This is a genomic window from Allobosea sp. R86505 (genome assembly GCF_042466375.1).
In the GTDB taxonomy this organism is placed as follows: Bacteria; Pseudomonadota; Alphaproteobacteria; order Rhizobiales; family Beijerinckiaceae; genus Allobosea.
In genome coordinates this window covers 1,327,029-1,351,863 of sequence record NZ_JAXHPY010000001.1, presented here as the reverse complement: position 1 = coordinate 1,351,863, position 24,835 = coordinate 1,327,029, and the positions used below count along the sequence as shown (strand labels likewise).

Annotated in this window: 22 protein-coding genes; 8 read left to right on the top strand and 14 right to left on the bottom strand. The window is 68.3% G+C overall.

The genetic code is table 11. The annotated features are described in order from the left end of the window. Nucleotides 1-217: 217 nt before the first annotated feature. The 4 genes from SJY11_RS06505 (at nt 218) to SJY11_RS06490 (ending at nt 5,255) form a co-directional block, all read left to right on the top strand. On the top strand, nt 218-1,246 hold the full coding sequence (locus tag SJY11_RS06505) for a TRAP transporter substrate-binding protein (RefSeq protein ID WP_376985782.1): 1,029 nt from the start codon (nt 218-220) through the stop codon (nt 1,244-1,246). 78 nt (nt 1,247-1,324) lie between these two features. Next, a complete protein-coding gene (locus tag SJY11_RS06500; protein WP_376985780.1) occupies nt 1,325-3,190 on the top strand; it encodes a TRAP transporter large permease in 1,866 nt (621 codons plus the stop codon). Between the two features lie 17 nt (nt 3,191-3,207). After that, complete coding sequence (locus tag SJY11_RS06495; protein ID WP_376985778.1) at nt 3,208-4,239, top strand: Gfo/Idh/MocA family protein; 1,032 nt, start codon at nt 3,208-3,210, stop codon at nt 4,237-4,239. 11 nt (nt 4,240-4,250) lie between these two features. Continuing rightward, nucleotides 4,251-5,255 (top strand): Gfo/Idh/MocA family protein, encoded by a 1,005-nt coding sequence (locus SJY11_RS06490; RefSeq protein WP_376985776.1) that lies wholly within the window; start codon nt 4,251-4,253, stop codon nt 5,253-5,255. 95 nt (nt 5,256-5,350) lie between these two features. On the opposite strand, the gene SJY11_RS06485 is transcribed toward SJY11_RS06490, so the two are convergent. The 6 genes from SJY11_RS06485 to SJY11_RS06460 form a co-directional block, all read right to left on the bottom strand. Beyond that, nucleotides 5,351-6,388 carry a TRAP transporter substrate-binding protein gene (locus tag SJY11_RS06485; protein ID WP_376985775.1) on the bottom strand — a complete coding sequence of 346 codons (1,038 nt, stop codon included), beginning with the start codon at nt 6,386-6,388 and terminating at the stop codon, nt 5,351-5,353. A gap of 50 nt (nt 6,389-6,438) precedes the next feature. Further along, entirely contained in the window at nt 6,439-7,743 is a 1,305-nt protein-coding gene (locus tag SJY11_RS06480) for a TRAP transporter large permease (RefSeq protein ID WP_376985773.1), read from the bottom strand. Beyond that, nucleotides 7,740-8,354 carry a TRAP transporter small permease subunit gene (locus SJY11_RS06475; RefSeq protein ID WP_376985771.1) on the bottom strand — a complete coding sequence of 205 codons (615 nt, stop codon included), beginning with the start codon at nt 8,352-8,354 and terminating at the stop codon, nt 7,740-7,742. The genes SJY11_RS06480 and SJY11_RS06475 overlap by 4 nt, the downstream gene beginning before the upstream one ends. A 132-nt stretch (nt 8,355-8,486) precedes the next feature. Further along, nucleotides 8,487-10,130 (bottom strand): hydantoinase B/oxoprolinase family protein, encoded by a 1,644-nt coding sequence (locus SJY11_RS06470; protein ID WP_376985770.1) that lies wholly within the window; start codon nt 10,128-10,130, stop codon nt 8,487-8,489. After that, entirely contained in the window at nt 10,127-12,184 is a 2,058-nt protein-coding gene (locus tag SJY11_RS06465) for a hydantoinase/oxoprolinase family protein (RefSeq protein ID WP_376985768.1), read from the bottom strand. Before SJY11_RS06465 ends, SJY11_RS06470 begins: the two co-directional genes overlap by 4 nt. 145 nt (nt 12,185-12,329) lie before the next feature. Beyond that, nucleotides 12,330-13,610, bottom strand: coding sequence for a phospholipase D-like domain-containing protein (locus tag SJY11_RS06460; RefSeq protein WP_376985767.1), 1,281 nt, complete (start codon nt 13,608-13,610; stop codon nt 12,330-12,332). Nucleotides 13,611-13,758: 148 nt separating this feature from the next. On the opposite strand from SJY11_RS06460, the gene SJY11_RS06455 reads away from it, so the two are divergent. From SJY11_RS06455 to SJY11_RS06445, 3 genes are all read left to right on the top strand, one after another. Beyond that, nucleotides 13,759-15,009, top strand: coding sequence for a Zn-dependent hydrolase (locus SJY11_RS06455; RefSeq protein ID WP_376985765.1), 1,251 nt, complete (start codon nt 13,759-13,761; stop codon nt 15,007-15,009). A 150-nt stretch (nt 15,010-15,159) separates the two neighbouring features. After that, nucleotides 15,160-15,852: a cold-shock protein gene (locus SJY11_RS06450; protein ID WP_376985764.1), complete on the top strand. Its 693-nt coding sequence runs from the start codon at nt 15,160-15,162 to the stop codon at nt 15,850-15,852. Nucleotides 15,853-16,035: 183 nt separating this feature from the next. After that, nucleotides 16,036-16,434 carry a hypothetical protein gene (locus SJY11_RS06445; RefSeq protein ID WP_376985763.1) on the top strand — a complete coding sequence of 133 codons (399 nt, stop codon included), beginning with the start codon at nt 16,036-16,038 and terminating at the stop codon, nt 16,432-16,434. 136 nt (nt 16,435-16,570) lie between these two features. On the opposite strand, the gene SJY11_RS06440 is transcribed toward SJY11_RS06445, so the two are convergent. The 6 genes from SJY11_RS06440 to SJY11_RS06415 form a co-directional block, all read right to left on the bottom strand. Next, entirely contained in the window at nt 16,571-17,113 is a 543-nt protein-coding gene (locus SJY11_RS06440; protein ID WP_376985762.1) for an MOSC domain-containing protein, read from the bottom strand. Between the two features lie 187 nt (nt 17,114-17,300). Continuing rightward, nucleotides 17,301-17,786, bottom strand: a complete 486-nt coding sequence (gene bfr / locus SJY11_RS06435) for a bacterioferritin (RefSeq protein ID WP_376985761.1) — start codon at nt 17,784-17,786, stop codon at nt 17,301-17,303. Between the two features lie 97 nt (nt 17,787-17,883). Further along, nucleotides 17,884-18,168 carry a (2Fe-2S)-binding protein gene (locus tag SJY11_RS06430; RefSeq protein WP_376985759.1) on the bottom strand — a complete coding sequence of 95 codons (285 nt, stop codon included), beginning with the start codon at nt 18,166-18,168 and terminating at the stop codon, nt 17,884-17,886. Continuing rightward, nucleotides 18,168-18,686: an iron response transcriptional regulator IrrA gene (irrA, locus tag SJY11_RS06425; RefSeq protein WP_376985758.1), complete on the bottom strand. Its 519-nt coding sequence runs from the start codon at nt 18,684-18,686 to the stop codon at nt 18,168-18,170. Before irrA ends, SJY11_RS06430 begins: the two co-directional genes overlap by 1 nt. A gap of 200 nt (nt 18,687-18,886) precedes the next feature. Continuing rightward, the gene (locus SJY11_RS06420; RefSeq protein ID WP_376985757.1) at nt 18,887-20,473 is read right to left on the bottom strand and encodes a DHA2 family efflux MFS transporter permease subunit; all 1,587 of its coding nucleotides are present in this window, start codon (nt 20,471-20,473) and stop codon (nt 18,887-18,889) included. A gap of 152 nt (nt 20,474-20,625) precedes the next feature. Continuing rightward, on the bottom strand, nt 20,626-21,852 hold the full coding sequence (locus SJY11_RS06415) for an HlyD family secretion protein (RefSeq protein ID WP_376985755.1): 1,227 nt from the start codon (nt 21,850-21,852) through the stop codon (nt 20,626-20,628). A gap of 143 nt (nt 21,853-21,995) precedes the next feature. Between SJY11_RS06415 and SJY11_RS06410 the strand changes: the two genes are divergently transcribed. Beyond that, nucleotides 21,996-22,661 (top strand): TetR/AcrR family transcriptional regulator, encoded by a 666-nt coding sequence (locus SJY11_RS06410; protein ID WP_376985753.1) that lies wholly within the window; start codon nt 21,996-21,998, stop codon nt 22,659-22,661. Nucleotides 22,662-22,667: 6 nt separating this feature from the next. Here the strand turns inward: SJY11_RS06410 and SJY11_RS06405 are convergent, their stop codons facing one another. Both SJY11_RS06405 and SJY11_RS06400 read right to left on the bottom strand, forming a co-directional pair. Then, on the bottom strand, nt 22,668-23,597 hold the full coding sequence (locus SJY11_RS06405) for a DMT family transporter (RefSeq protein WP_376985751.1): 930 nt from the start codon (nt 23,595-23,597) through the stop codon (nt 22,668-22,670). A 163-nt stretch (nt 23,598-23,760) separates the two neighbouring features. Beyond that, nucleotides 23,761-24,795, bottom strand: coding sequence for an aspartate-semialdehyde dehydrogenase (locus tag SJY11_RS06400; RefSeq protein WP_376985750.1), 1,035 nt, complete (start codon nt 24,793-24,795; stop codon nt 23,761-23,763). Nucleotides 24,796-24,835 lie beyond the last annotated feature (40 nt).

The following is a 24,835-nucleotide window of genomic DNA, read 5'->3' as shown; positions in this document are numbered from 1 at the left end:
GCGGGCAGTTTACAGTGATAACGATTGCGCATAGCGTCCGGTTCAGAGGGAGCGGTTCGGGCCCCGCCGCGAGCGGCGTCGTCGAGGCCGGGATGAGTGTTCGCGACCTCGCGGCGCGACGCAAGAGCAGACACAGAAACCAGCCCGGGGCGGGCATGCGTCCCATCAAGGCCGGAGCATGCCGGCCGTCCACAACGGCACCAGGAGAGGAAACACCATGGCTTCATCGTCGGATGGCATGTTCACACGTCGCGCCCTCGGCCGGCTCGGCCTCGCGGCGATCGCCGCGCCCGCCGTGCTGACCTCGGCACGCGCCCAGCAGAAGTTCACCTGCCGCATCGCCCATACCGAAGGGATCGGCACGCCGATCACGCTCGGCTTCGAGAAATGGACAGGCATCCTGAAGGAGCGCAGCGGCGGTCGCATCGACGCGCAGCACTTCCCCGCGGCCCAGCTCGGCGGGCTGGCGCAGGCGCTCGAAGGCAGCCGGATCGGCACTATCCAGGTCACCACAGCCGGCCCCGACAGCGAGGAGGCGATCGCCCCGGAAATCGCCGCCTTCGGGGGCGCGCCGGGCTTCATCTACAAGGACGAAGCCCATGTCGACCGCGTGCTGCAGGGTCCGCTCGGCCAAGAGGTCTCCGACATCGCCCGCAAGAAGACGGGGGTGGAGTTCGTCGCCTATGGCGAGACCGGCTTCCGCCACATCCTGTCGAAGCGGCCGGTCAACTCGCTGGAGTCGCTGAAGGGGCTGAAGATCCGCGTGCCGGAACTGCGGATCTGGGTCGATTTCTGGAAGACGCTCGGCGCCAACCCGACTCCGCTGCCCTATTCGGAGCAGTATTCGGCGCTCTCAACCGGCGTCATCGACGGGCTCGATTCGGACTATTTCTCGATCCTCGGCTTCAAATGGCACGAGCAGGCGAAGGAGGTGACCCCGACCGCGCACTGGTTCCTGCCGAAGGCGGTGCGCGTCAATGCGCGCTGGCTCGACAGCCTGCCGGCCGATCTGCGCGACATGGTGCGCGCCTCAGCCAAGGAGGTCTTCGCCGAACAGCGCGCGACGAACCGCGCCAATGCCGACAAGGCGCTGGCCGATCTCGAGAAGGTCGGCTGCAAGGTCAATCGCATCAGCGAGGCCGAGCGGGCGAAATGGGCCGAGATGACCGCGCCGCTCTTCGACCAGTTCGGTTCCAAGAGCCCGGAAACCAAGGCGATGATCGAGAAGATCCGCAAGCTGGCTTGAGGCCGGCCCTGCGACGCCTCGCGCCGGCCCTCTCGCGAGGGCCGGCGTCTCTCCTGCTGAGCGAGCGACGGCTGAATCATGGTTGAACAGGCCCCGACGGTGACGCCGCGAGCCCCGGACGCGTCCGCCCGCCTCCTGCTCGGCTTCGACAGGGCGTTCGAGGCGCTCTGCGTCGCGCTGATGCTCGGCTCGGCGTCGGTCGCGGTGCTGCAGGTGTTCTGCCGCTATGTGCTGGATGCCGCCTTGCCCTGGCCGGAAGAGGTCTCGATCTGGCTGTTCACCTGGGCGGTGTTCCTGGGCATGGCGCTCGCTGTCGGCCGCCACGCCCATATCGCCATCGACCTCGTTAGCAGCTATCTGCCGGCGCCGCTGCAGCGGCTTCATGCGGGGTTCGTCGCGGCGATGATCGCGGCTACCAGCATCATGATGATCGTCCATGGCATCGACTTCGCCGGGCGCGCCATTCAGGTCTCGCCGGCGATGCAATGGCCGCTCTCCTATCTGTTCATCGCCATCGCCGTAGGTGGCGCGTTGAACCTCCTCTATCTGATCCGCCCGGCGGGAGGCCTGCCGCAGCTGTCGGGCCTGCTTTCGGTCGTGGCGGGCGGCGCGATCTATCTCGCGGTGCGCCATGGCGCGGCCTTGGTCTGGCAGGAGGCGGGCAGCCCGACCGCGTTGATGCTGGTGGCAGGGCTGCTCGTGCTGTTCGAGGTGCCGATCGCCTTTGCGCTGGCCTTCGGCGCCTTCGCCGCCTTCGCGCCGCTGGGCGACATCATGCTGGTGATCGTGCCGCAGAACATGGCGTCCTCGCTTAATTCCTTCACGCTTCTGGCGATCCCGTTCTTCATCATGGCGGCTGCCGTGATGAATGTCGGCGGCATCACCACGCGGCTGGTGGCCCTGGCGACGAGTCTGGTCGGGCATTTCCGCGGCGGGCTCGGGCAGGCCAATGTCGTCACCAACACACTGCTCGCCGGCGTCTCCGGCTCCTCCACCGCAGACGCCTCCGCCATCGCCAAGCTGATGGTGCCGGAGATGGAGAAGCACGGCTACCACCGCGCCTTCAGCTGCGCCCTGACGAGCGCCTCCTCGACGCTGGCCAACCTCATCCCGCCCAGCCTGGGGCTGATTATCTATGCGGCGCTGGCCTCGGTCTCGGTCGGCGCCCTCTTCGTCGCCACCATCATCCCGGGGCTGATGGCGGCGGCGGCGCTGATCCTCGTCGTCTACATCGTCTCGCGGGTGAAGGGCTATGGCGGCGACATCGCCCCGGCCTCCTGGGGCGCACGCGGACGCGCACTGGGGACCGCGATTCCGGCGCTGCTGCTGCCGCTGCTGATCGTCGGCGGCGTGCGCTTCGGCGTCTTCACCGCCACCGAGGCCGGCGCCATCGCGCTGGTCTACGCCATCCTCTGTGGCCTCTTCTTCTATCGCTGCCTGAGCGGCCACGGCTTCTATGAGGCGGTGCGCGAATCGACCTTCGACACGGTGTCGATCGTCGTCATCATCGCCGCCGCCTCGCCCTTCGCCTGGGTGCTGGCGGCCGAGCAGGTGCCGCAGAAGATCGCCGCCGCGATGAGCGCCTACACCGACAGCCCCATCGTGCTGATGCTGCTGATCAACCTCCTGCTTCTCGTCGTCGGGCTGTTCATGGAGATGATCGCGGCGATGGTCATCCTGGTCCCGATCCTGGTGCCGCTCGTGGTGGCAGCGGGTGTCGACCCGGTCCAGTTCGGCATCGTGCTGGTGATGAACCTCGTCATCGGCGCGTTGACGCCGCCGCTCGGCGTGCTGGTCTTCACCACGGCCCGCGTGGGAGGGGCCAATGTGGTCGAGGTCTTCCGGGCGATCCTGCCCTTCATCCTGGCGCTGGTGACCGTGCTGATGCTGGTGACCTATGTGCCCTCGCTGACGCTGGCGCCGCTGCGCTGGCTCGGCCCCTGAACCGCGGAGTTGAGAGCATGAGCAGGCTGCGCATCGGGATCGTCGGGCTCGGCATGGCCGTGACGCCCCATGCCCGGGGCCTCGTCGATCTGCAGGACGAGGTCGAGGTCGTCGGCGCCTACAGCCCGAGCGCCGAACGGCGAGCGGCCTTCGGCGCGCGCTTCCCCTTCCCGCTCTGCGACGATCTCGACGCCCTGCTGGCGGACGAGAGCGTCGAGGCGATGCTGGTGCTCACCCCCGCCAACACCCATCTCGACATCGCCCGGCGCTGCGCCCAGGCGGGCAAGCACATCCTGCTGGAAAAGCCGCTCGACATCACCACCGCCCGGTCGCAGGAGCTGGTCGCGACCTGCCGCGCCGCCGGGGTGACGCTCGGCATCGTGCTGCAGCATCGCTTCAAGCCGGCGGCCGTCGCGCTGGCGGAGCATCTCACGTCCGGCCGCATGGGCGAGATCGTCGGCTGCTCAACCGTGATCAGGCTCTGGCGGCCGCAATCCTATTACGACGAGCCCGGCCGCGGCAGCTTCGCGCGCGATGGCGGCGGCGTGATGCTCTCGCAGGGCATCCACACGCTCGACCTGATGCTGAGCCTGGCCGGCCCCATCACCGAAGTCGGCGGCTATGCCCTGACCAGCCCGGTCCACGCGATGGAGACCGAGGACATGGTCTGCGCGGCCGTCCGCTTCGCCAATGGCGCGGTCGGCACCATCGATGCGACGACGGCGGCCTATCCGGGCTTCCCCGAGCGGATCGAGCTGATCTGCCGCCATGCGACGGCCTCGCTGGTCGGCACCGCGCTCGATATCGCCTGGCATGACGGCACACGCAGCACGATCGAGGCCGACAAAACTGCAGGCGGCACGGGCGCCGACCCGATGGCGTTCCCGCATGATTATCACCGGGCGGCGATGGCCGATTTTGCCGAGGCCATCCGGCAGAAGCGTCCGCCACGTATTACCGGCGAGGACGCGCTGCGGGTCCACCGCCTGATCGACGCGCTGATCGCCGCCGGACAAAGCCCCGGCCGCGTCACCGTCGCGACGGGTTGAGGGCGAAGGACATGCTGCGTTTCGCCGCCATCGGCCTCGACCACCGGCACATCTACCACATGGTCGCCGAGTTGATCGCGGCCGGGGCGGAGTGTGTCGGCTACTGCCCGCTCACCTCGGACCCGCGCGTGCTCGACGGCTTCCGCGAGCGCTTCCCGGACCTGCGCCCGCTGGAGCGCGAGCGCCTGCTCGACGATCCCGCGATCGACATCATCTGCTGCGCGGCGATCCCGCGCGACCGGGCCGGCATCGCCCTGCGCGCCATGGCCAACGGCAAGGACGTGATGGTCGACAAGCCCGGGCTGACGACGCCCGGGCAGCTCGCCGACGTGATGGACTGCGTCGCGCGGACGGGGCGGATCTTCTCGATCTGCTTTTCCGAGCGCTTCATCGTGCGCGCTTCCGAGATCGCCGCGAAGCTGGTGGCGGAGGGGGCGATCGGCGAGGTCGTCAACACCGTCGGCCTGGGGCCGCACCGGCTGAACCGGGCGATCCGCCCGGCCTGGTTCTTCGATCGCGCGGCCTATGGCGGCATCCTGATCGACATCGCCTCGCACCAGATCGATCAGTTCCTGTTCTACACCGGCGCCGCTGACGCACAGGTCGTCGCCAGCAGCACCGCCAATCATGCGCTCCCCGATGTCCCCGACTTTTCCGATTTCGGAGAGATCCTGCTGCGCAGCGAGAAGGCCACCGGCTATATCCGCGTCGACTGGTTCACGCCCGATAGCCTGCCGACCTGGGGCGACGGGCGGCTGACATTGCTCGGCACCAGGGGCTTTATCGAGCTGCGCAAATATCTCGACATTGCCGGCCGCCCGGGCACGGACCATGTCTTCCTGTCCAACCATGAAGGCACGCGCCATATCGACGCCAGCGCCGAGCCCCTGACCTATTTCGGCCGGTTCCTGGCGGATGTCCGCGACCGGACGCAGACCGCCGCGAGCCAGGCCCATGTCTTCGCGGTGACACGGCTGTCGCTCGAGGCCGAAGCCGCGGCGCTGCGGCGCGGCTGAGCTGGTCCCGGTCAGGTCGCGGCCGGAGCGCCGCGCTGTAGGTCCTTGAACCGCCGGTGCGCCTCGCCCCGAGGGGCGAGGCGCCGAGGCTTTCGTCAGATCTTCAGCTTCAGGAAGGCGCCGACGGTGCCGTTCCAGGTCGTGACGCACTCCGCGCCGCAGCGGCTGGCGAAGGCGGGCAGGATGACCTTGGTCAGCGCGTCCTTGCGCAGCGCCTCGTCCTCCGGCGTCACCGGCACGAGCTTCATCCCGGCGGGCGCCCCCTCGCTGCAGGCCTTGCCGGTGTTGCAGTCGAGGCCGGTCTGGGTCTCGGTCTTGGCCTGGTCGAAGATCGAATCCTCGAGCTTGCGCAGATGGGTGGTCAGGAAGGCCTGCACCTTCGGATCGAGCGTGTTCCACCATTTCAGATTGGCGAGCTGGGCGGACAGCCCGAAATTGATCGGCATCGGCGAGATGAACTTCGCGCTCTCATGCCATTTCGATTTGTAGCCCGAGAGCGCGCCGGTGATGGCGCAGTCGATCACGCCGCTGGCGAGCGCCGGCTGGACCTCGGCGAAGGCGAGGTTGATCGGCGAGCCGCCGATATGGCTGACGAAGGCCTGCTGCGAGGCGCCCGACGCGCGGACCTTGCGGCCCTTGAGGTCGGCCACCTTGGTGAAGGCGTCGCGGCAGTAGATGACCTGCGCCTGATAAGTGCCGAAGCCGAGCAGCTTGAGGCCGTGCTTCTCCTCGAGGAACTTCGCATAGGTCGGGCGGAAGACGTCGACGACCTTCTGCAGTTCCTCGACCGAACCGACGAGGCCGACGAGATCGGTCGCCTCGTTCATCGGGACCTCGCCCGAATTGTAGTTCAGCACCGTGGTGGCGAACTGCAGCGTGCCGGCCGAGACGAGGCGGAAGATCTCGGGCCCCTTGAAGCCGAGCTCGGTGAAGGGCTTGACCTGCACCTTGATGGCGCCGCCGGATTCCTTCGGCACCGTCTCGTTCCAGAACGGAACCTCGCGGTTGGTGTACATCGACAGATTGCCGATGCTGCCGACGGCGTTGAAGCTCGTCGCGGGCAGGCCCTGGGCGTGGGCGGAGCCCCCGAGGAGGGCGGCGGCAAGGGCGGCGATCGGGACCAGGCGTTTCATCGCAAGCATCTCCTTTTGGGGTGGGTCATTACGTGCGTGTGCTGGCGGCTTCAGCCGCCGGCTTTCGGGTTGAGCAGGGTCGGGAGCCAGAGCGCGAGCTGCGGGAAGGCGATCAGAAGCCCGATCATGAGCAGCATCGCCAGCACGAAGGGCAAGGCGCCCAGGCAGAGATCGGCGAAATTGCCTTTCCCGCGCACGGCCTGGACGACGTAGAGGTTGAGGCCGACCGGGGGCGTGATCAGCGCGGCCTCCATCAGGATCACGAAGATGATGCCCCACCAGACCGGACTGTAGCCGAGCGCGGTGATGACGGGCAGGACGACCGGTGTCGTCGCGATCATCATCGACAGCGTCTCCATGAAGCAGCCGAGGATCAGGTAGAACACGACGATCGCCAGCAGCATGCCGAGCGGCGGCCAGCCCAGCGACAGGACGAGATCGGTGATCGCCTTCACCAGCCCGATCGAGACCATCACGAAGTTGAGGAAGAAGGCGGCGATGACGATCAGCATCACCATGCAGGTCGTCCGGACCGTGCCCTCGAAGGCCCGCAGCAGCACCGGCAGGGTCAGCTGGCGATTGGCCGCGACGAGGCCGAGCGTCGCCATCAGGCCGAGCGCGGCGGCCTCCGTCGGCGTCGCGATGCCGGCATAGATCGAGCCGACGACCACGAGGAACAGCCCCAGCGGCGGGACGAGATGGCGCAGGCCCGCGACGCGCTGGCGCCAGAGATCGTCGGTGGCGACCTTCGGGCCGGCCCAGGCCGGCCGATAGAGCGCGAGCCCGAGAACCATCAGCGAGAACAATGTGGCCAGCATGAAGCCGGGAATGAAGCCGGCCGCATAGAGATCGGCGACCGAGGTGTCGGTCAGCACGGCGTAGATGATCATGTTGATCGAGGGCGGGATCAGGATGCCGAGCGTGCCGCCGGCCGCGATCGAGCCCAGGAAGAGCGGCCGGTTGTAGCCGCCCTTGTCCATGTTGGGGATCGCGACCGTGCCGATCGTCGCCGCGGTGGCCACCGACGAGCCGGAGGTCGCCGCGAAGATCGCGCTCGCGGCGATGTTGGTGTGGATCAGCCTTCCGGGCACGCGGGCGAACCAGGGCGAGAGCGCTGTGAACAGACGCTCGCTCATCCCCGAGCGGTGCATCAGTTCGCCCATCATGATGAACATCGGGGCTGCGATCAGGATGAAGTCGTTTGACGAATTCCACGCCAGTTCGCCGACCGCGCCGGTCATGGGGAAGAAGGCATAGTTGGCCTGCAGCACATAGGCCATCAGCGCGAGCGCGGCTGCGACCGGGATGCTCAGCCCCACCAGGGCGACGAGCAGGGAGACCGCGGTCCCGATCACGGGCGAGACTCCGCGCCGGCGGCCGGGTTCTCGACGCCGGACTGCTCGATTTCCTCGGTGACCCGCAGCGAACCGATCAGCGCGTCGAAGCCAGCGCGGTCATGCGCGATCAGCCGGGCGATCGCCTGGATCGGGATCAGCACAGCCATGCAAGCGAACCACACCAGGCCGACGCACCAGATCCCCTGCGGCAGCACCATCGGCGTCTGCAGTTGCGACACCGACTTGGCGTTCAGCGCCCAGGACTGGGCCAGCGTGCCCCAGGCGAACCAGGCCAGCGCCACAGCGACCAAAGCGAGCGCCAGCGAGGCGATGATGTCGCAGACGATGCGGGCCTTGCCGGGCAGCGCCCCGAGCAGGATGTCGACGCGGATATTGGCCTTGGAGGTGACGGTGAAGGCCAGCCCCAGCCCGATGCAGGCCGCCAGCGCATAGCCCGAGATCTCGAAGCTCTCGACCATGCCGCGCTTGAACAGGAAGCGCGTGATCACGTCGACGGTGATGAGGAAGCTGCAGCCGACCAGCACGATCGCGCCCGCGGCCCAGGCCAGGATGCGCGAGATGCGCTGCGGCAGCGGCTCGTCGGGGAGAAGGCGGGAGATGTCGCTCATGGACGCGCCGGGCTGCGCGGGCGGGTTGTCGTCGTCATCAAGGCCGGTCTCCGGGCGCCCGCTGCGCGTCACTGCGCATGTGACCACGCGTCAGGGCGGTGATGCAATAGTCCCGCCAGCGCGCTGCGCCGGTCACGAGACGTAGCCATCGGCCCTGTCGGCGGCGATGGCCGCGGGATTGCGCTCGCGCGGGTCGCCATGGCCGCCGCCGCCCGGCGTCTCCATGCGGACGATGTCGCCGGCCTTCAGCACGCAGCCGATCGTCTTGGCCGGCAGCACCGTCACCTGCCCGTCGCGGATCAGGCTGAGGCGCCCGCCTCGCCCCGGCTCGCCGCCGGCCAGCCCGTAAGGCTGCGAGGCGAAGGCGTCGAAGGAGGCGTTGAGCAGGCCGTGCTCGGCGATGAAACGCCATTCGCGCACCAGCCCGAGGCCACCACGCATTTTCCCCGCACCGGCCGAACCGGGCAGGAAACCGTAATGGGTGAAGCGCAGCGGGAAGATCGCCTCGATCATCTCGATCGGCGTGTTCTGGCCGTTGTGGAAGCCGGCCGAGAGACCCGAGGGGCCGTCAGCCTCCGGATGGCCGCCCCAGCCGCCGATCTCGGCGTCGAAATAGACCTGCCGGCGCCCGTCGGCATGGCGGATATTGACCGCATGGTTGAAGGTCACGCCGTAATAGGAGGCGGGAATGCGGTCAGGGATCGCCTCGGCGAAGGCCTTCAGCACCGCGGTCGCGATCCGGTGGCCGGTCAGCATGCGCATCGAGACCGGCGCAGGGAACTGGGCGCTGACGAGGAGGCCGTCCGGCGCGCTGACGGTGATCGGGCGGTAGCAGCCGGAATTGGCGGTCGCCTCGATGCCCGACGCCGCGATCACCGCGTAATAGACCGCCGAGCGGGTCGTCGCCATCGTCGCATTGATCGGCCCGCGCGCCTGCGGCGAGGATCCCGCGAAGTCGACCGTGAGCCGGTCGCCCGCGATGGTGAGCGTCACCGCGATGCGCTTCTGACCCCCATCCATGCCGTCGCCGTCGACGAAATCCTCCGCCTCGTAGACGCCGTCCGGCAACGCGGTCAGCGCGGCGCGCATCGCCGTCTCGGAATGGTCGAGCAGGGCCTGCCCGACCTCGCGCAGCGTCTCGACGCCATAGCGCGCCGCGAGCTGCCGCATCGCCCTGGCGCCGACCTCGAGCGCCGCGATCTGGCTGAGGAAATCGCCGCGGAAGGTCTCGGGCTCGCGGACATTCTGCAGGATGGTGGCGAAGAGATCGTCCTGCATCTCGCCTTCGCGGACGATCTTCACCGGCGGCAGCCGCAGGCCCTCCTGGAAGATCTCGACGGCATGGGCGTTGTAGCCGCCGGCCGCGCCGCCGCCGACATCGACATGGTGGATCAGGACGCAGGTGATGGCGATGCGCCGGCCCTCGACGAAGACCGGCTTGAAGGCGAGGAAATCCGGCAGATGCTGGCCGCCGCAATAGGGATCGTTGGTGACGACGACATCGCCCTCGCACCAGCGCTCCAGCGGCAGATGCCGGGCGATGATCTCCTGCAGGCAGAGCTCCATCGAATTGAGATGGACCGGCATGCGCGCCGCCTGGGCGATGTTGCGGCCCTCCCCGTCGAACACCGCCGTCGAATAGTCGAGCAGCTCGCGCACCGTGGTCGAGCGGCTGGTGCGCCAGACCGTGATCGACATCTCCTCGGCCGCCGAGACCAGCGCATGCGAGACGATTTCGAGGAGGACGGGATCGACCCTGGACATGACCTGGCTCATGGCAGCGTCTCCCGGGTCGCGACGAGATCGCCCGAAGGCCGGACGGCGAGCCGCCAGCCCGCGGGGATGATCAGCGTGGTGTAGGCCTGCTCGACGATGGCGGGCCCCGCGACGATCGCGCCCGCTCCCAGCCCGGCCTGCTCGTAGACCGGAGCGCTCGTCCAGGCGCCGCCGAGATGGACCGCGCGCTCGCGCCGGGCCGCGGTCGGGCCGGCAGACGGCGCCCGGGCGCTCGCCGTGCCGCCGAGAAGGCCGACCGCAGCCAGGCGCAGCGTCACGAGCTCCACCGTCTCATCGGGGTCGTCGAAGGAGAAGCGCTGGCGATGCGCCTCGTGGAAGCGCCCGCAAAGCCGCGCGAGAGCCGCATCGTCCAGCGGGACCTCATCCAGCGGCACCAGCAGCTCGAAGGCCTGGCCGCGATAGCGCAGATCCGCCGCGAGTTCGAGGCGGCGCTGGGCGGCCGAAAGGCCATCGGCCGCCAGAAGCGCCTCACCCTCGGCCAGCAGTTCGCCGGCGAGCGCGGCGAAAGCCGGCGCGGCGCCGGCCTTCAGCGGCAGCACGCGGGTGCGGGCGAGATCATGGACGATGTCGGACTGCAGGATGCCATGGGCCGAGAAGGTCGAGGGATCCTTGGGGAAGATCACCGTGGTCATGCCGAGTTCCTCGGCGACCTCGACGGCATGGAGCCCGCCCGCCCCGCCGAAGGACATCAGCGCGAAATCGCGCGGATCGAGCCCGCGCTCGAACAGCGAGAGCTTGATCGCGCCGGCGAGCTTGGCGACGACGACGGCGAGGATGCCAGCCGCGGCGCGATCGCGGTCGAGCCCGAGCGGGCCGGCGATGCGGGTGTCGAGCGCCGCGCGGGCACCGTCGAGATCGAGCGCAAATTCGCCGCCGAGGAAGGTCACGGGGTCAAGCCGCCCGAGGATCAGGTTGACGTCGGTGACGGTCGGCTCGGTGCCGCCGCGGCCATAGCAGACCGGGCCGGGCCTCGCTCCGGCGCTGCGCGGGCCGACCTGGAGGCGCCCCGAGGCGTCGAGCGAGGCGATCGAGCCGCCGCCGGCACCGATCGTGCGCATGTCGACCATCGGCACGCGCACCGGCAGGCCGTCGATCTCGCCCTGCGCGACGACGGCGCGGCGGCCCTCGCGGATGACGGCGACGTCATAGCTCGTGCCGCCCATGTCGACGCCGACGACATTCGGAAAACCGAGCTCACGCGCGACGCCCTCGGCGGCGAGCACACCGCCGGACGGCCCCGAGAGCAGGAGCTTGACCGGGGCCTCGCCGGCCGCGCGCGGCGTGGTCGCCCCGCCATTCGACTGCACGAGATAGAGCGGCGCGGTCAGCCCCTCGGCTGCGATGCGCGCCAGAAGCGCATCAATATAGCGCCGCACCAACGGGATCAGCAGCGCATTCAGCACCGTCGTCGAGGTCCGCTCGAATTCGCGGATTTCGGGCGAGACCTCATGCGAGCACGACACCGCCAGATCCGGCAGCCGAGCCAGCAGCCGGTCGCGGATCGCGATCTCATGGGCGGGGTTGGTGAAGCCGTTGAGCAGCGCGATGGCGCAGACGCTCGCCCCCGAGGCCGCGACGCGGTCGATCGCCGCCTCGACGCTGGCCGCGTCGAGCTCGGTCAGCACCTCGCCGACGGGCCCGATGCGCTCGACCACGCCGAAGCGCCGCCGCCGCGGCACCAGCACGGCCGGCGGCTCGGGCTTGAGGCGATAGATTTCCTTGCGGGCGTGTCGGCCGATCTCCAGCACGTCCTCGAAGCCGGCCGTGGTGATCAGCGCGCCCTCGGGCAGGTTCCGCGTCAGCACCGCATTGGTCGCGATCGTCGTGCCGTGCATCAAAAGCCCGACATCGGCCAGCGCGAAGCCGAAGCGCGCGGCCGCGCCCTTGATCGCGTTCATCAGCCCGAGCGAGGGATCGTCCGGCGTCGTCGGGGACTTGAAGCTCTGCGTCGTGCCGTCGGCCTCGTCGACGCATTCGAGGTCCGTGAAGGTTCCACCGATGTCGACGGCGATGCGGATCCGTTTGGCCTGCATGAAAATCCGGGATCCGAGTTTGGGCGTGGCGGAGGCGTGCCCGTCACGATGCGACGACGAGCGGTCGGAAGTCTACAGCGGTCCGATGCAATCCTCATGCTGACGCGGCGGGCCGTACCTGCGCGCGGTGCCGTGCCGCGGCGAGCTAGATCTGCGAACGGAACAGGCTGGCGAACCAGTCGGTGAGTCTCTGCGCCATCGACCGGCTCCGCCATTGCTCCAGCGTGTAGCGCCGGGCGCGCTGCAAATCGGCGTTGAAGATCGCGATCTGATCGCGCGCAAAGCCTTGGCTGTAGACGTTGAGGTTGACCTCGTCGTTCAGCCGCAGCGCCCGGTCGTCGATATTGGTCGAACCGACCGAGGCCCAGGCCTCGTCCACCACGACGAGCTTGCAGTGATACATCGTCGGCTCGAATTCGTGGATGCGGATGCCGGCTGCGATCAGTTCGCCCCATAAATGGCGGGAGGCCTTGCGGACGATGCGGGCATCGGTCCGCTCCCCCGGCACGAGGATGTCGATCTCGACGCCGCGCCTGCGCGCTTCGAGCAATTGCCGGCGCGTGGTCTCGTCGGGCACGAAATAGGGCGTGCCGATGCGGATGTGCCGCTCGGCCGAGGCCAGTGCTGTCATGAGCATCAGATGCATGACGCTGCGCTGCCCGGTCGAACTCGCCACCACCTGCGCCTCCTGGTCGCCGGCGGGTTCGAGGGTGGGGAAGAAGCGGTTCCCCAGCAGGAGCTCCCCCGTCGCTTCGAGCCAGTGCTCGGCAAAGGCGGCCTGCAGCTCGGCCACGACCGGGCCTTCGATCCGGTAATGGGTATCGCGCCATTCCGCGGGGGTGCGGGCATCGCCGTTCCACTCGTCGCCGATGCCGACACCGCCGGTGAAGCCGATCCGCCCGTCGACGACCACGATCTTCCGGTGGGTCCGGTTGTTGACCTTGTCGACGGTGCTCCAGCTGACCGGGCGGAACCGCACCACGCTCACGCCCGCCTCCTGCATCCGCTCGACGAGCAACTCGTCCATCGGGATGCTGCCGACCCAGTCGAGCAGGACCTTGACGCTCACCCCCTCGCGCGCCTTCTGCGCCAGGACCTCGGCGAACTGTTCGGCGATGTCGCCGCGCCAGTAGATATAGGTCTCGAAGCTGATGCTGGTCGTCGCCCCGCGCAGCGCTCGCAGCATCGCGGGGAAGATCGCATTGCCGTTGTTCAGCGTCTCGGCCCGGTTTCCGGGCAGCAGGTTCGAGCCGAACAGCGCGGCCATCGACAGCCTGAACTGCGGGTCGGAGGCCGTGAGATGGTGCGGCAGCGGCGAGTCGAGATCCTTCCGCTCAGGGATCAGGTTTTCTGCGACCAGCCAGCCGATCACCCCGAGCGCGGCCGAGATCACCGCGATGACGAGCCGGTTCTTCAGCAATGTCATATTGGCCCCCGCCAGCTCCGCCGGTTGCAAACCCATGCGACGGCGGATGGGTTCCGTGCGGCGGCGGGCATTGATCGCAACCGGGCTCTGCCGCGATAGTCGGACTCGGGCCCGCGTCGCGCGCCCCGCCCCAACGAAGACGACAGCCATGGACATGACAGCCTCCGCCCGCATCGACATGGACCGCTTCTGGGCGACGATCGAGCGCTCGGCCGAGATCGGGCCCGGCCGCCCCGGCGGCCTCTCGCGTCTCGCGGCGTCCGATTCGGACAGGGAGGTTCGGGACCAGTTCGTCGCCTGGTGCCGCGAGGCGGGGCTTTCCGTCCGCATCGACGGCATCGGCAACATCTTCGCGCGCCGCGCCGGCACCGACGACAACCTGCCACCGGTGGTGATGGGCAGCCATCTCGACACCCAGTTCAATGGCGGCCGCTTCGACGGCATCCTTGGCGTGCTCGGCGGGCTCGAGGTGTGCCGCGCGCTCGACACGATCGGCCACCGCACGCGCCGCCCGATCGAACTGGTCAACTGGACCAATGAGGAAGGCGCGCGCTTCTCGCCGCCCATGGTCGGCTCCGGCGCTTTCACCGGCGCCTATGCGCTCGACTGGGCCCAGGGCCGGGTCGACGAGGAGGGCCGCACGCTCGGCGACGAACTCGCCCGCATCGGCTATCGCGGCGAGATGGAGGCGCAGCCCCATGCTTTTGATGCCTATTACGAGCTGCATATCGAGCAGGGGCCGATCCTCGATCGCGAGGGCATGCAGGTCGGCATCGTCACCGGCGGCTTTCCCTCGACCGGCATGCTGATCGAGTTCAAGGGCGAGACCGCCCATACCGGCCCCTGGCCGATGGAGCGGCGCAAGAACGCGCTCATCGCCGGCGCGCGCTTCCTCGTCGCGGTCGACGATCTCGGCTGGATCCATGCCGGCACCGGTGGCAAGGCGACCGCCGCCCGCCTCGTCGCCTGGCCCAACAAGCCGGGCATCCTCTCCGACTGGGCCCAGGCCGTCGGCGACGTCCGCCATCCCGACCCGACGACCTCGGCCGTCATGGCCGAGGCGATGCGCCGCGCCGCTTACGAATCGGCTGCGAAGGCTGACTGCAGCGTCGAGATCCTCGATGTCTGGCGCTGGGGCGGGAACATCTTCGCGGCAGACCTTGTCGAGCAGGTGCGCAGCATCGCCAGCGCGCGGGGCTATCGCCACCGCGACATCCTGAGCCAGGCCGGTCACGATGCCTATTTCGTTGCCCGTCACGCGCCGACGACGATGATCTTCACGCCCTGCCAGGGCGGCATCACCCACAACAACGGCGAGCTTTGCACGCGACAGGATCTCGAGCCGGGTCTGGATGTGCTGCTGCGGGCCGTGCTGGCAAGGGCGGATCGTGACGACTGAAGGCTAGCGCCGGCAAAGCACCGCCGCGGCCCATGGGTCAGAGGGGCCCCGAACGCGACCGAACCGCAATAAATTACGCCACCCCCCCGATGACGGCGCGCGTTGCTTGCGCTAGATTGCCCCTTCCCGCTCACTCATCCTCGAAGCTCCATGTTCGATCGTCGTAAGCCTCCGTCTGCCCAGCCTTTCGTCACCCACGAAAACATCGAAGCCAAGATCAAATGGTTCGACCCCGAGAAGGGGTTCGGGTTCGCGTCGCCCTCCGATGGTTCGGGCGACGTTTTCCTTCACATTTCTGCGATCGGCCCGCTCGATCAGCAGGACCTGCAGCCGGGCGCCACGATCATCGCCGATCTGGGCGAGGGCCGGCGCGGCCTGCAGGTCGTCGCGGTCCATGAGATCGACGCCTCGACCGCGACGCCGGCGGCGCCGCGGGCGCCGCGCGCGCCCCGCGATGATTTCGGTGGCGGCGGCTATGGCGGCGGCGGTTATGCCGACCGCGGCGGCTACGGTGGCGGCGATCGCGGCGGCTATGGCGGCGGCGGGGATCGGGGCGGCTACGGCGGTGGTGGCGGCGGCTATGCCGACCGTGGCGATCGCGGTGGCTTCGGCAACCGCGACAGCAGCCCGATGGAAGGCCCCTTCGACGGCGCCGTGAAGTTCTTCAACGCGGAGCGCGGCTTCGGCTTCATCGCGCCCGACCAGGGCGGCGCCGACGTGTTCCTGCATGTCTCCTCGCTCAGCCGCAGCGGCCTGCAGCCGCCGATGGACGGGCAGCGCGTGCGCTTCTCGATCCGCGCCGGCAAGAAAGGCCCGGAAGCGGCGAACGTCAGCTACATCTGACGCTGCCGCGCCGCAAAACGATCAGGCCCGCCGGCTCGCGCCGGCGGGTTTTTTCGTGGCCGACAGGATGGCCATCCAGCCGTGATGTCGTGCCTGTTCCCGCCGGAACAGCGCCGACCGGCATCCTCACCTAGGGTGAATTCATCGGCGAACGGATCGCCGCCCAGCCAGAGGATGAGCGTCATGACCAAGAGCTTCACCAAGGTTTGCACCCAGACCGTCGCCGCCGCCCTGACCGTCGCCCTGATCAGCGGCTCCTTCGTCTCCGGCGCCTCCGCCTCCGACCGCGGCTTCGAGGTGAAGCCGGTCAAGCAGCACAGCCGCAAGACGGCTGTCGCCGGGGCCCTGCTCGGCATCACCGGCGCCCTGATCGGCGCGGCGATCGTCAGCAACCAGGCCCGCGCTGCTGAGCCCCGCTATCGCGGCTTCCATGACCGCGACCTGCGTGAGGCCGGCTACGGCCACCAGCGCCCGGTGCGTTTCGTCGAGGCCGAAGAGGACTGCTTCGAGAAGCCGATCAAGCGCTTCGACCGCTACTCCGGCGAGACCATCATCGTCGGCTACAAGACCATCTGCCGGTAACGGGCAGCCCGTGAAGGTCCCCAACTCTCCTCTGTTCCCCAAGCCCCCTGGAGCGCCGGCTCCGAGGGGGCTTGATCCTTGAGGCCGGCCGGCCACGGCAACCAGGAACGCGTGATCTCCGGGAGATGCTTTGGCTTCACACCCGCTCCAGCGCCCGATGCGGCAAAGCCGGCAGGGTGAGGGTGATCGCATCGCCCGGGGCGACCACCCCGCCCTCCAGCACGATGCCCATGATCCCCGCCTTGCGAACGATCCGGCCGTCCGCGTCGCGCCCCAGCACGGCGGCGAGCAGCCCCGGCCTGAACGCCTCGATCTGGGCGCAGGGGTTGCGCAGGCCGGTGATCTGGACCAGCGCGTCCGCACCCAGCCGCAGCCTGGCGCCGACCGGCAGGCCCAACAGGTCGAGCTCCCGCGTCAGTACGTTCTCGCCCATCTGGCCGGGCGCAACATCGAAGCCGGCGGCGTTCAGCTCGTCGAGAAGTTCGGCGTGCAGCAGGTGGACCTGCCGAAGATTGGGCTGCGTCGGATCGACCGCGACGCGCGAGCGGTGCTTCACCGTCTCCCCGCAATGCGCGTCACCCGCGACGCCGAGCCCGGGAAGCAGGCGGATCGCGCTCTGCACAGACTTGCTGAAGCGGTGGCCGGTATCCGCGTTCACCGAGATCACAGTGGCGGTCATGCGCCCTCCTATCAAACGTCGATGACCGTCATTGCGCGCGCAGCGAAGAAATCCAGATCGTCGAGCGCGACGCCCCCTGGATGGCTTCGCTGCGCTCGCAATGACGGCTTGGCGGCGCGGTCTGCGACAAAGCCGGCCCCGCATCGCGGAGCCGGCTTCGCTGATCCTGCCTTGAACGGCTCCGGACTCAGTGGGCTTCGTCGAGTCCGCCCATATGCTTCTGGGTGTAGAGCTCGATGCCGATGCGGCCGATGAGGTCGAGCTGCGTCTCGAGGAAGTCGATATGACCTTCCTCGTCCTTCATCAGGGCCTTGAACAGCTCCTCGGAGGGGTAGTCGTGAACCTCGCGGCAATAGGTTGCCGCCTCCTGATAGAGCGCGCGCGCCTCGATCTCGGCCTTCAGATCGGCCTCGATCACTTCCTTGACGTTCTCGCCGATCCGCAGCGGATCGAGCGTCTGCATGTTCGGGAAGCCCTCCAGGAACAGGATGCGGTCGACGAAGCGGTCGGCATGGACCATCTCCTCGATCGACTCCTTCTTCCAGGTCTTGGCCATCTCCTTCAGACCCCAATTGTCGAGGATCCGGTAGTGCAGCCAGTACTGGTTGATCGCCGTCAGCTCGGAGCGAAGCCCCTTGTTGAGGTACTCGATGACCTTCTTGTCACCCTTCATGGCGCCGACGCTCCGCAATTACATTAGAATGATCCTAATGTAGGTCAGGCATCCGTGAAAGGAAAGGGGAAAAGCGTGCCTTGCGCCGGCGAGTCGTTCAGGCGGCGAGGTCGTTCTCGGCCGACAGGCCGTCCATCATCTGCCCGACGGCGATATGGACCGAGCATTCGATGTCGCGCGCCGCGCAGGACCCGCACTGCGTCATGCAGGCCGCGCGCGCCTCGGCGAGGATGGCGCGGACCTCGCGGGCGCAGCGCCCGCAATCGGGGCTGCAGCCCAGGCAGTCATAGGCCTCTCCCGCCGTCCGCGGGCCCGTGCCGTCAGGGGCGATGGTGCCCTTGATCTGCCGGCAGGACAGGACGTTGCAGGAGCAGACGATCATCAGTGGCCGCCCGCCGCCAGGCGGCTCTCGAGGCCGCGATGCTCGGTGGTCCGGGTCTCGATCTCCTGCCCGTCGGCGCGGCGCAGGCGCACGATCACCTCGACCGAGGAGATCATCATGCCTTCGGGCGCCTCCGGCAGGCCGGCGACCTGAATCGTCGAGCCGGGGATGTCGACGACCGTCTCGTCATCCTCGTTGTAGAAATGGTGATGCTCGGACACGTTGGTGTCGAAGAACGTCTTCGGCCCCGACACCGAGACCTGGCGCAGCAGGCCCGCCTCGGAGAACTGGCGCAGCGTATTGTAGACGGTCGCGAGCGAGAGCGGCTCGCGGGCGCGCAGCGCCTCCTCATAGAGCATCTCGGCGCTGACATGGCGGTCGCCCTTGGCGAAGAGCAGCCAGCCCAGAGCCATGCGCTGCCGCGTCGGCCGCAGGCCGGCGGTCCGCAGCCGCGCCTTGACCGCGTTGATCGGGCAGGAGGCCGGGCTTTTCTGCGGCCAGGGAATCTGGTCAGCCATGGCCCGCTGCGGGGTCTGATCCTTCAGGGACGAAAAACTCATCGAAGACGCCTTCCACATCGCCGGCTCTTGCGGCGCGTAGTTTAGAAAACATCTAAACTACTGATATTGCTCTTATATTTGTCGAAGTCAGCTCCCCTTGTCAATCGCGCGGCCTGCGTCATCCCGTCTCCGGGCAGCCGGCGGGAGGCGTGTCGGTCTCAGTGGCCGCCGCCTGCGCCGGGCTGGGCCACGGGGGGCTTGCGCATGAACAGCGCCATCGCGACGAGCGTGGCGAAGATGCAGGTCAGCCCGAGAAAGACGTCGCCGACGGCGAGGATCAGCGCCTGCTTGTGGGCGCGCTGGTTGATCAGCGCGAGCGCCATCTGTTCGGCCGCGTCGCCATAGTCGAGAAAGCGCTGCATGGTCTGGGCGATCGCCTCCTCCGCCACCTGCCGGCCCGCCGCGACGCGCTCGTGCAGCCTGGCGATGTGAAGGTCGGTGCGGGTGTTGAGCATCGTGTTGATCAGCGCCAGACCGACCGCGCCGCCGAGATTGCGGGTGAGGTTGTAGAGGCCCGACGCGTTCTTGAGCTGCGCCGGCGGCAGGGTGCCGAGCGCGAGGTTGTTGATCGGCACCATGCACAGCATCAGCGAGACGCCGCGCAGGATCTGCGGCGCCAGCAGCTCGTGGAAGTCCCAGTCCGCGGTGATGCCGCTGGCGATCCAGGTCCCGAGCGCGAAGCCCGCGAAGCCGATCATCATCTGCAGGCGCGGGTCGATCTTCTGCGACAGCCTGCCGGCGACCGGCGCCGTCAGGAACATGCACAGCCCCGTGACGAACATGGTCTCGCCGATCTGCAGCGCGTCATAGCCGCGGATGCGGCCGAGATAGACCGGGTAGAGATAGGTCAGCCCGTAGAGGCCGATGCCCATGCAGAAGGAAAACAGCGAGCCGAAGGCGAAGTTGCGGTTCGTGAAGGCGTAGAGATCGACCAGCGGGTCGTCCCGCGTCAGCGCGCGCCAGAAGAACAGCATCGCGCCGAAGACCATGACGACCGAGAAGAAGACGATCTCGTGGCTCTCGAACCAGTCCAGCCGCGTGCCCTCCTCGAGGACATATTCCAAGCTGCCGAGGAAGCCCGCCATGCCCAGCAGGCCGAGCCAGTCGAAGCGCTTCAGGAGCCCCTTCTGCGGCTTGTCGAAATCGATCAGCGTCCAGGCGGCGATCGTGACGGCGATACCCGGCACGACGTTGACCAGGAACAGCCATTGCCAGGAGAAGGCGCTGCTGAGATAGCCGCCGACGGTCGGGCCGATCGTCGGCGCCAGCGTCGCCACCAGCCCGATGATCGGCGAAACCACCGGCCGCTTCGAGGGCGGGAAGATCGTGAAGGCGGCCGCGAAGACGCCGGGAATCATGCCGCCGCCGATGAAGCCCTGCACGGCGCGCCAGAGGATCATCTCGCTGATCGAGGACGACATCGCGCAGAGCACGCTGGCGATGGTGAAGCCGGCGGCAGCGATGGTGAAGAAGACCCGCGTCGACAGCGCCCGGCTGAGATAGCCCGACAGCGGGATCATGATCACTTCCGCGATCAGATAGGCCGTCTGCACCCAGGCGATCTCGTCCGACGAGGCCGAGAGCCCGGCCTGGATCTCCGCCAGCGAGGCGGAGACGATCTGGATGTCCAGGATCGCCATGAACATGCCGAAGACCATCGCCACGAAGGCGAAGACCCGGCGCATGGGAATGGCGTCGTCGGACGGCGGCGCGCTGGCCGGGGTGGTGAGGGTCGCGGTGGCCATGGCGGCCTCCCCTTACGAGCCCTCATCCTGAGGAGGCCCGCAAGGGCCGTCTCGAAGGATGCTCCAGTCTTCGCCGGAGCCTCCTGGACCATCCTTCGAGACGCCGCCTCCGGCGGCTCCTCAGGATGAGGGCTGAGAAAACATCCAGATCGTCAGCGCCCGCTCGCAGGCCGCGGATCGATCTTCACCACCACCGACATGCCCGGCCGCAGCACATGGCGCGCCGTGGCCTCGGGCGCGAGCGCGATGCGAACCGGCACGCGCTGGACGATCTTGGTGAAGTTGCCGGTCGCATTGTCCGGCGGCAGCAGGGTGAAGACCGAGCCGGTGCCGCCGCTGATGCCGCTGACACGCCCCTCGAAGACCTGGCCCGGCAGCGCATCGACGGTGATCGTCGCCCGGTCGCCGATCTTCAGCGGCCCGACCTGCGTCTCCTTGAAGTTCGCATCGACATAGACCTGGTCCAGCGGCACGATCGACATCAGCCGTTTGCCGGCGCTGACGAGATCGCCGAGCTGGACATTGGTGTTGGCGACGAGGCCCGAGATCGGTGCCGCGACGCGGGTGAAGCTCAGATCGCGCTCCGCCTTCTGCTCGGCGATCTTCAGTTCGTCCGCCTGCCGCGCCGCCTCGACCCGCTGCGCCTTCAGCACCTCGACATTCGCCTGCGCAGCGGCGACGCCGGCCACGGCGCTGCCGAGCGAAGCCTTCGCCTGGTCGCGGGCGGCGACCGCGGCGTCCAGCGTCGCCTGGGACCCGTAGGACTTGGCGGCCAGGCTGTTGGCGCGCTCGAAATCGGCGATCGTGCGGGTGACGCCAGCCTGGGCGGAGGTCTCCTGCGCCTGCGCCTGCTGCAGGCTGGCGCGACCGGCCTCGATCTGACTGTCGATGCGGGCGAGTGTCGCCCGGGCGGTCACGGTCTTGGCGCGGGCGCTGTCGAGCGCGATCCGCCAGTCGCCATCGTCGAGCGCGACCAGCGGCTGCCCGGCCGTGACCTCCTGGTTCTGCCTGACGCTGACGCTCGTCACATGGGCCGAGAGCTTGGCGGAAATCGTCGCCATCTCGGCCCCGACATAAGCATCGTCGGTCGAGACGATGAAGCGGCCATTGAACCACCAGTCCGCCCCGAACCAGACCCCGGCCCCGATCGCGGCGGCGCCGACGAGCGCGAGACCGGCACGTCGGACCGTCCGGCTCCGCGCCGACGGCTTCGCCGCCGCGGTGGCGCCTGCCTCCGGAGCCGGCGCGGACTCGCCCGCCCGTCGGGCCTCGGCTGACTGCGGGGCGGCAGAGGGCGTACCCTGGGGAGCGGGTCCGACGAGCTTGAGGCGGTCACGCCGGACCTCGTCGCGCGGCTCGGGCAGGATTTCGGCAGCCATGGGATCATCCTGACAATGACAATTCGAACCTAACGGTTCGATCGGTATTGAACTAGCGCGCGCCACGCGTCATATCAAGATTGAATCGAACCGATCGGTTCGATGATTTTGCAGATGCGCCCTGCGCCTGACGGATGGACGAGATGAACGACACGGCCGACCCGCGGCCCAGAACGGCCGCCCGCAACCGGCGGATCGCCGGCATGGACCCGCAGAAGCGCCGCCAGATTCTCGATGGCGCCCAGGCGGTCTTCCACGCCCAGGGCTTCGACGCCGCGAGCATGAACGAGATCGCCACGGCCGCCGGCGTCTCCAAGGGCACGCTCTATGTCTATTTCGAGGACAAGGAACATCTCTTCATCGCGCTGATCGAGCGCGAGCGGGAGAAGCACCGCCAGCACATGTACGACGCCCTCGCGGAGCATCCCGACCTCGCCCATGCGCTCACCGGATTCGGCACCAATCTGGTCCGCCTGCTGACCGACCCGTTCGCGCTCAGCGCGCACCGGACCGTGCTCGGCGTCGCCGAGCGCATGCCGGACCTCGGCCGCGAGTTCTACGAGCGCGGCCCGCTGCTCGGCGGACAGCGCCTCACCGCCTTCCTCGAGCGCCGCGTCGCCACGGGCGAACTCGCGATCGCCGATCCCGTCCTGGCAGCCGCCCAGTTCGCCGACCTCTGCCAGTCGACGCTGCTGCGCCCGCGCCTGTTCAACGCCGAGCGCCGGCCGCCGACGGAAGCGGAGATCGCCCATGTCGTCGACGCGGCGGTGACCATGTTCCTGGCGCGATACGCCGTGCGGGCGCACTGAGTTCGCTCAGCCCGCGTCCCGGGCCTTGATGCGCTCGCGATGCGCCGTGTAGAGGCCCGAGCCCGCGATGATGACCGCACCGACCAGCGTCCAGAGGTCGGGCAGCACGCTGAAGACGAACAGGCCAAACAGCGAGGCCCAGAGCAGCTGGATGTAGGAGAAGGGCGCCAGCAGCGAGGCGTCGCCATGGCGATAGGCCAGCACGATCAGCCAGTGCCCCATCGTCGAGGACACGCCGATGAAGACGCCCATGGCGACGATCGCCGGCGTCACCGGGGTCCAGACGAAGGGCACGGCGAGGCTGAGCAGGCCTAGGCCGACCAGTGCCGAATAGGCCAGCGTCGTCAGCGGGCTCTCGGTGCGGCTCATCATCCGCGTCATGATCATCGCGAAGGCCCAGGACAGGGCCGAGGCCACGGCCAAAAGCGAGGCGATCTGGAAACCCGCCCCGCCCGGCCGGACCACGATCAGCACGCCGGCGAAGCCGACCAGCGTCGCCGTCCAGCGCCGCCAGCCGATCGTCTCGCGCAGGATCGGGATCGACAGCGCCGTGACGAAGAGCGGCGCGACGAAGCCGGTCGCGGTCGCATCCGCCAGCGGCATGTAGCGCAGCGCCATGACGAAGAGCACGGATGAGGCCAGGAGGCCGATGCCGCGCAGGATCTGCAGCACCGGGCGCTGCGTCGACAGGCGGGCGACGCCTCCGCTGCGCCAGACGATGCCGAGCATAATGAGGGTGAAGGTGCAGTAGCGCAGCCAGCTCACCTGCAGCGGCGAGATCTGCTGCGTCAGCAGCTTGGAGACCATGTCCGCCGAGGTCAGGAAGATGCTCGCCAGCAGCACGAAGGCGATCCCGCGCAACGGCGCATCGCGGCGCGGCGGCAGGGCGGCGGGCACCGCCAGTGGCGAGGGTTCGGTCTGGGGAGCGTTCGGCACGGCAGGATCGCAGCGGGAGGGACCGCAACCTTAGAGAGCTTTGCCGGCGATGGGTTACGCAAAGAACGACCGGTGCGCATGCAGCCAGACAGGCCGCCCCGAAAATGACGAAGGCGGGCCGCTGGGCCCGCCTCGAGGATCGCGATCGCGTTCGAAGGCCGGTTCAGGCCGCCTTCTGCCGCGGCTGGATCAGCTTGCGGTTGATCAGCACCTCGGCGATCTGCACCGCGTTCAGCGCCGCGCCCTTGCGCAGATTGTCGGAGACGCACCAGAAGGCCAGGCCGTTCTCGACGGTGGCATCCTCGCGGATGCGGGAAATATAGGTCGCGTCCTCGCCGGCCGCCTCATGCGGGGTGGTGTAGCCACCCGGCTCATGCTTGTCGATCACGAGGATGCCGGGCGCCGCGCGCAGCACCTCGCGCGCCTCGTCGGCGGTCACCGGCCTCTCGCACTCGATGTTGACGCTCTCGGAATGGCCGATGAAGACCGGCACGCGCACGCAGGTTGCGGTGAGCTTGATCTTCGGGTCGAGGATCTTCTTGGTCTCGACCATCATCTTCCACTCTTCCTTGGTGAACCCGTCCTCCATGAAGACGTCGATCTGCGGGATGAGGTTGAAGGAGATGCGGGCGGGGAACTTCTTGGTCACCACCTCGCCGGCCGAGAACACGGCGCGCGTCTGGTTGAAGAGCTCGTCCATGCCCTCCTTGCCCGCGCCGGAGACCGACTGGTAGGTCGAGACGACGACGCGCTTGACGCCATACTTGTCGTGCAGCGGCTTCAGCGCCACGACGAGCTGCGCCGTCGAGCAGTTCGGGTTAGCGATGATGTTCATCTTCGTGAAGCCGGCGACGGCGGCGGCGTTCACCTCCGGCACGATCAGCGGCACGTCGGGGTGCATGCGCCAGGCCGAGGAGTTGTCGATCACGACGCAGCCCTGCTGGCCGATCTTGGGCGACCACACCTTCGAGATCTCGCCGCCGGCCGACATCAGGCAGATGTCGGTGTCGGAGAAGTCGTAATGCTCGAGCGACTTGCACTTCAGCGTCCTGTCGCCGAACGAGACCTCGGTCCCGATCGAGCGCGAGGAGGCCAGCGCCACGACCTCGCTGACGGGAAAAGCCCGCTCGGCCAGGATGTCCAGCATCTCGCGGCCCACATTCCCCGTGGCGCCGACGATCGCGACCTTGAAGCTCATGATGATGTTCCTTTCGGATGAACCCGGTTTGGTCTCCCCC

What these genes read in the sequence shown, in the direction of transcription:
- SJY11_RS06505 (WP_376985782.1), top strand. Translation starts at nt 218, where the DNA reads ATGGCTTCATCGTCGGATGGCATGTTCACACGTCGCGCCCTCGGCCGG.
- SJY11_RS06500 (WP_376985780.1), top strand. Translation starts at nt 1,325, where the DNA reads ATGGTTGAACAGGCCCCGACGGTGACGCCGCGAGCCCCGGACGCGTCC.
- SJY11_RS06495 (WP_376985778.1), top strand. Translation starts at nt 3,208, where the DNA reads ATGAGCAGGCTGCGCATCGGGATCGTCGGGCTCGGCATGGCCGTGACG.
- SJY11_RS06490 (WP_376985776.1), top strand. Translation starts at nt 4,251, where the DNA reads ATGCTGCGTTTCGCCGCCATCGGCCTCGACCACCGGCACATCTACCAC.
- SJY11_RS06485 (WP_376985775.1), bottom strand. Translation starts at nt 6,388, where the DNA reads ATGAAACGCCTGGTCCCGATCGCCGCCCTTGCCGCCGCCCTCCTCGGG.
- SJY11_RS06475 (WP_376985771.1), bottom strand. Translation starts at nt 8,354, where the DNA reads ATGAGCGACATCTCCCGCCTTCTCCCCGACGAGCCGCTGCCGCAGCGC.
- SJY11_RS06470 (WP_376985770.1), bottom strand. Translation starts at nt 10,130, where the DNA reads ATGAGCCAGGTCATGTCCAGGGTCGATCCCGTCCTCCTCGAAATCGTC.
- SJY11_RS06465 (WP_376985768.1), bottom strand. Translation starts at nt 12,184, where the DNA reads ATGCAGGCCAAACGGATCCGCATCGCCGTCGACATCGGTGGAACCTTC.
- SJY11_RS06460 (WP_376985767.1), bottom strand. Translation starts at nt 13,610, where the DNA reads ATGACATTGCTGAAGAACCGGCTCGTCATCGCGGTGATCTCGGCCGCG.
- SJY11_RS06455 (WP_376985765.1), top strand. Translation starts at nt 13,759, where the DNA reads ATGGACATGACAGCCTCCGCCCGCATCGACATGGACCGCTTCTGGGCG.
- SJY11_RS06450 (WP_376985764.1), top strand. Translation starts at nt 15,160, where the DNA reads ATGTTCGATCGTCGTAAGCCTCCGTCTGCCCAGCCTTTCGTCACCCAC.
- SJY11_RS06445 (WP_376985763.1), top strand. Translation starts at nt 16,036, where the DNA reads ATGACCAAGAGCTTCACCAAGGTTTGCACCCAGACCGTCGCCGCCGCC.
- SJY11_RS06440 (WP_376985762.1), bottom strand. Translation starts at nt 17,113, where the DNA reads ATGACCGCCACTGTGATCTCGGTGAACGCGGATACCGGCCACCGCTTC.
- bfr (WP_376985761.1), bottom strand. Translation starts at nt 17,786, where the DNA reads ATGAAGGGTGACAAGAAGGTCATCGAGTACCTCAACAAGGGGCTTCGC.
- SJY11_RS06430 (WP_376985759.1), bottom strand. Translation starts at nt 18,168, where the DNA reads ATGATCGTCTGCTCCTGCAACGTCCTGTCCTGCCGGCAGATCAAGGGC.
- irrA (WP_376985758.1), bottom strand. Translation starts at nt 18,686, where the DNA reads ATGGCTGACCAGATTCCCTGGCCGCAGAAAAGCCCGGCCTCCTGCCCG.
- SJY11_RS06420 (WP_376985757.1), bottom strand. Translation starts at nt 20,473, where the DNA reads ATGGCCACCGCGACCCTCACCACCCCGGCCAGCGCGCCGCCGTCCGAC.
- SJY11_RS06415 (WP_376985755.1), bottom strand. Translation starts at nt 21,852, where the DNA reads ATGGCTGCCGAAATCCTGCCCGAGCCGCGCGACGAGGTCCGGCGTGAC.
- SJY11_RS06410 (WP_376985753.1), top strand. Translation starts at nt 21,996, where the DNA reads ATGAACGACACGGCCGACCCGCGGCCCAGAACGGCCGCCCGCAACCGG.
- SJY11_RS06400 (WP_376985750.1), bottom strand. Translation starts at nt 24,795, where the DNA reads ATGAGCTTCAAGGTCGCGATCGTCGGCGCCACGGGGAATGTGGGCCGC.